Raw genomic sequence first — 5,385 nt, 5'->3', positions numbered from 1 at the left:
GAAATTATAAAATGTTAATGAGGTGGTCTTATGAGTTTAAATTTATCATATCAGTTAGATGAATTAGATTTGCAAATATTAGATTTGTTAATTAAAGATTGCAGAACTCCATACCTAGAAATAGCTAGAATTTGTCATGTAAGTGGTGGAACTATTCACGTTAGAATGAAGAAGATGGAAGAACTTGGTATAATAAAAGGTACAAGAATACTTCTAAATTTACCTAAGCTTGGATATGATGTTTGTTGCTTCGTTGGTATATATGTGGATAAAACTTCTTCTTTTGATTCAGTATTTGAAGAATTATCTACAATAAAAGAAGTTGTTGAACTACATCTAACAACAGGAAATTATTCAATTTTTGCTAAAGTAGTATGCAAAAATATATCTGACCTTCAAGATATACTATTAAACAAAATTAATTCTATTAATGGAATTCAAAGAACAGATACAATTATTTCTTTAAATCAACCTATAGATAGAAACATAAGCTTTTAACTGAATAATATCATTCCTTTTGGTTATAATAATATTTGTAAATCAAATAAAGGGAGTGATATTGTTGAAAGTACTTGACGCAATCATGCTTATATTAGTTATCATAGGCGCAGTTAACTGGGGACTCATAGGTTTCTTCCAATTTAACCTAGTTGATAATTTATTTGGTGTTGCTTCTATTTTTAGTAGAGTAATTTACGCTTTAGTAGGTGTTGCTGGACTATATAGCATTTCATTTTTCGCAAAAAGTAAGTATATGAGTTCTAATGATTAATTATATTTTAAAAAGATAGGGAGTATTTTATACTCCCTATCTTTTTATAGTTTCATGAATTCTACTATTTAAAAACAAAAGATTTTTCTATATTAATTTTACATTCCATTAATATCATTAAATCTGTAACCTAATTCATTCGATAAACTTACTATCTTCTTAAGTATTGAGTTATCGTCATACTTATAAATAATCTCTCCATTATTATCAATATAAACCTCTATGCTCTTTATCTCTATACTTAAATGATAAAATAAGCTAAACTCTTGATTTTTATTTTCTCTTATTCTACTTAACATCCCTTCTCCAGTATCATCCTCTACATAACTTAATGGAGTTGGAATATATTTTGTAATATTATTATTCTTACTTGTAATTATCTTTTTGTTATAAATTCCTATTGCTGGCTCATATATAATTTTGAAATATTCTTCAAATATTTTCTGTTGACTCTCTGTAGTTTGATAGTGTGGAGTTTCCCAATAACTAATGGGAATATTTGTATTGTTAGCTATATTTAATGCACTTTCCACTCTTCCTCTTATTTCTTCAGGATCTTTGCAATTATCATCACCAAATTCTCCTCCTATTATACTATCAGTATCATTATATTGATGAGTATATCCATGCAATCCAATATTACCACCTCTATTTACCAAGTAGTCTAAGGTGAAAATAAAGTTAGAATTTTCCATTGATTCTTCTTTAGAAATATCATTATCTATTTTATAACTATTGTTTATATACCTCGGTATCCATGAAACACTAAAAGATTCCTCATTTTCATTCATATAGTCTGCTACTCTCCTTACCTTTTCTAAGGCAGATTGTGAAAGATACACATCTCCTGCAGTAAAGTCTTCAAATCTTATATACCCTTTTTTCTTTTTATCTTCATGGATCTTTTCCTGTGTTTTACTAGATGCCTTATTTGATATATAAATTCTATTGTTTTCATAATCCCAATATGTATTAAGATCTAAGATTTCACATAAATCAAAAATAGAAATATAATATTCTCCATTTTCTTCAAATATATCTCCTCTTAATAAAATCTTATTATTATTCTTATAAAAAGCTTTTTCTTCTAAATTTATATTTGCTACTTTTCCTATTTCTATATTATTATCATCTACTTTTTCAGCTACTCCAAAATATTTTATAAAATCTGATATAGAAATATAAAGCCTATTATCTCTATATAATACATTATTTTTAAAGTTCATCTTAGAATTTTTAAAGAACAATGATACGACATATGGCACCTTTTTAATATGATTTACTTTTTTATCATCATCATTTATTTTTCTTAAAAACTCTTGGCCTCTAGTTGTATCATAATTATGACTTACACCATAAATTCTATAAGCAGGAAGATTAAAAAAAGAAACTACTATCGTTACTGTAATTATAATTGAATAAAACTTTATATTTTTTTTCACCTATAATCCTCTCCTACATAAGAGTATGCTGATAAGTATATTTTACATCAAAAAAAGCCTACTTTAAATGTAGGCTTTATTACAAATTTATTTTATATTTCTAATTATATCAAATAATTCTATAGCTGCTTTTCTTGGGCCTTCTTTTTCTTGACCTTCTAATGCTAAACAAGTTTTAATTTGTCCAACTTTTACAGTTCCCTTAAACATTGCATTAAAGTATCTTTCAATTAATACATCTGTTTCATTTTGCTTTTGAGCTGGTCCAAATGGATTTGCAAAGTAACTTTCAACAAGTCCTTTCTCAGAAGTAGTTCCCTTAGCCATTCTAGCTCCCGATTTAAATACTTTTATAGCATCTTCTGGATTTTTAAAGTATTCTATAGAATTTTCACCTTCTGCAACATCTGTATAATTATTTGCATATAAGAATAAGTCAACTTCATATCCTCTTACTATTTCCTTATATGGAGCAACAGGCATTACTAATCTTGCATTTATCTTATCTGGGTTCATAAATATACTTCTATCAATTTCTTTAAATGCATATCCTTGATCTAAGTCATCTAATCTTACAAAGGCACCAATTTCTGTACCATATCCAATTATCTTACCATCTTTTTCTTTAAATGTACCCATATCATCGAAGATAACAGTCATATCACTGATATAATCTTCACTTAAAGTTCTAAATGCTTCTAAGCTTTCAGACTTACCAGCACCACTATCTCCCATAATAACTACATTTGCATTTTTACCATCTTTAAGCACTATATTTACCATAGCACCATGTATTGGTAGATATCCTCTATTAATCATAACTAAATTATGAAGTGTAAGAGTCATTTTCTTCATATATCCGAAATAATCTATTTCTTCAGAATGATTTATATAACCAACCATTATATCATTATCTTTATCATCATAGAATACAGTCTTCTTGTCGCCTTCACCATCTTTAGCACCAAATACATAAACTAAATCTGGCTTCTTCCCTCTGTATTCTTCTAATCTTGCAAGTTCAAAAAGGTTACATAAAGTTATTCCATGTTGCATAAAATCTCTATGGAAATAAATAAATGCAAGTAATTCTCCTACCTTAGCTGGGTAACAGAACCAGTGATCCTTATTTAAATTAGTATAATTTAATGGATTTTTTGATATTTCACTAAACATACCACTTCTAGTATTCTTCTTAGGATAAGTAATAAATGGAGTTTCTAATAAAATACTATCGATAAATTCAATATCTTCTAGGGCTTCATATCCTTTTGGTAATGGCCATAATACTTTATTTAAGATAATTGATGCATTACCTCCAACTGGAATTTGTCTAAAGACGCTTGGCTTATATCCTAAAACATTCTTTTCAATTTTTCTATATAGTTTTAAAATTAAATTTGATAAAGCTGAGTTTGCTTGAGTAAAACTTACAGCTGATAATCCATCTTGTAACTTATTGCTATGAACTAATGTATATCTTTCTAGTCTTCTCCAGAATAAATATAAGTCCTCAATAAAAGCAATAAACTTGTCCTTATCATTAAATAATCCTTCAAATGTTGTATTTGCTTCAACAATTTCTTGAACATTCATAACTGTACAATATTTAAATACTCTTATAAGTGCATTAGATATCTCATGTACATCATCAGTTTTTAATGAATCTCTTAAATATCTAAAACTTAATGTAAGTTTCTTTTGAGACTTTAATAAATAGTTCTCAATTACTCTTCTAAAACCATCACTTTCAACTAATTCCTCAAATGTAGAACAATACTTCGCAGTAAAATTTATTAATACTTTATCATTGCTTAAAGAAAACTCTTTACGCATATTTCTGCCCCCTTTTTGAAATGTATATCATTTAAAAATTTCATTTTTACTCAATTTTTATCTATTATATCATATATTATGCAAGTTTTTAAAGATTATTTTTTCATTTTTTTAAATTTTTATCTCTTTCTAATATCAACCCTCCTTGTAATCGTAAACATCAATTTTGCAACTCCTATTTTTATGGATCTAATAAAAATGAAAAATAAGAACCTCATACTGATTATTCGTATTTGAAAGTTTCAGATAGTGATTTTATTTAAATAGCCTTCAATTTTACTGTATTCAAAATTAATATATAGGTGTTCTTATAAATTATACGAAATAAAAAAAGAGTTATTACTTAAAACATTCCGTTTGTAAGTACAACTCTTAACAATTAATAATTAATATTTAACAATTAATAATTTATGACGTAATTCCTCGAGAATTACTAAATTTATTTTCAAAAAATGCATTAAAATTTTCGTCTTCAATTATCTAATATAAATTTCATTTATGCTAAGCTTCTTGATTTAAATTTTTAGCAATTATAGATCTTACCTTATCCATTAACTGCTTTTCTTCTTCTCTTGTAAGGTCAGCAGTATATATAGGTTCTCCAAAAGTTACTGTAATATCAATAGGCTTAAACTTCCTATCTATTTCAAAGGCTCTATATGCTCCATCTATAGCAACTGGCACTACTGGTGCTTTAGCCATTGTAGCAAGCTTTAGGCTTCCCTTTTTAAACTCTCTAAGAACCCCATCCTTACTTCTAGTTCCTTCCGGGAAAATAGCCATACTATAGCCATTTTTAATATTTTCACTACCTTCTCTAATTACTTTAATTGCTTCTCTTGGATTTTCTCTATCTAGAGGCACACAATTATATTTACCCATCCAATAACCTATAATAGGTGTTTTAACCATTTCCTTTTTAGCCACAAACCCCATACATTTTCCAACTGAATCAACTAATAAAGGTATATCTAATATACTTGTATGATTACCTATGTAACAGCATGGCACATCTGGAATGTTTTCTTTACCTATAACAGTAACATTCATTTTAATAGCTCTATGAACAGTATATTTTGCCCAATCTAAACCTACTTTCCCTGCATAATCTATCGCTGCCCTTTCCCCCTTAGTTTTAAGAATATATATTCTTTTAAATGCTTTTAGCTGCATAGCTAGCATATATAAACCATAATGTATAACTTTAAAAATCTTCACATCTATTCACCACCATTACTTATTCTTATCTTATTATATAAGCTCATTCCTTTTTCTTCAATTATATTTTAATATATATTTGTCAATAATATTTATATTAAAGTAATATTATCATAC

5 protein-coding genes are annotated in these 5,385 nt (G+C 27.1%); 2 read left to right on the top strand and 3 right to left on the bottom strand.

Going from position 1 to position 5,385, the window contains the following annotated elements; translation table 11 throughout:
• Positions 1-30 precede the first annotated feature (30 nt).
• Together E6248_RS12500 and E6248_RS12495 are read left to right on the top strand one after the other, a co-directional pair.
• Positions 31-498, top strand: coding sequence for an Lrp/AsnC ligand binding domain-containing protein (locus E6248_RS12500; protein WP_136003599.1), 468 nt, complete (start codon positions 31-33; stop codon positions 496-498).
• 64 nt (positions 499-562) lie between these two features.
• A complete protein-coding gene (locus E6248_RS12495; protein WP_136003596.1) occupies positions 563-772 on the top strand; it encodes a DUF378 domain-containing protein in 210 nt (69 codons plus the stop codon).
• Between the two features lie 98 nt (positions 773-870).
• Here E6248_RS12495 and E6248_RS12490 read toward each other — a convergent pair whose 3' ends face one another.
• The 3 genes from E6248_RS12490 to E6248_RS12480 all read right to left on the bottom strand — a co-directional run bounded on the left by E6248_RS12490 (position 871) and on the right by E6248_RS12480 (position 5,268).
• Positions 871-2,214: a DUF2334 domain-containing protein gene (locus tag E6248_RS12490; RefSeq protein WP_316341128.1), complete on the bottom strand. Its 1,344-nt coding sequence runs from the start codon at positions 2,212-2,214 to the stop codon at positions 871-873.
• A gap of 87 nt (positions 2,215-2,301) precedes the next feature.
• Entirely contained in the window at positions 2,302-4,050 is a 1,749-nt protein-coding gene (locus E6248_RS12485) for a phosphoenolpyruvate carboxykinase (RefSeq protein WP_316341127.1), read from the bottom strand.
• A gap of 501 nt (positions 4,051-4,551) precedes the next feature.
• On the bottom strand, positions 4,552-5,268 hold the full coding sequence (locus E6248_RS12480; protein WP_316341126.1) for a lysophospholipid acyltransferase family protein: 717 nt from the start codon (positions 5,266-5,268) through the stop codon (positions 4,552-4,554).
• Positions 5,269-5,385: the final 117 nt, after the last annotated feature.

The organism is Clostridium sp. (assembly GCF_032552055.1).
GTDB lineage: Bacteria > Bacillota > Clostridia > Clostridiales > Clostridiaceae > Clostridium.
The sequence above is the reverse complement of the archived record's forward strand: the minus strand, read 5'-3'. Positions and strand labels throughout refer to the sequence as shown.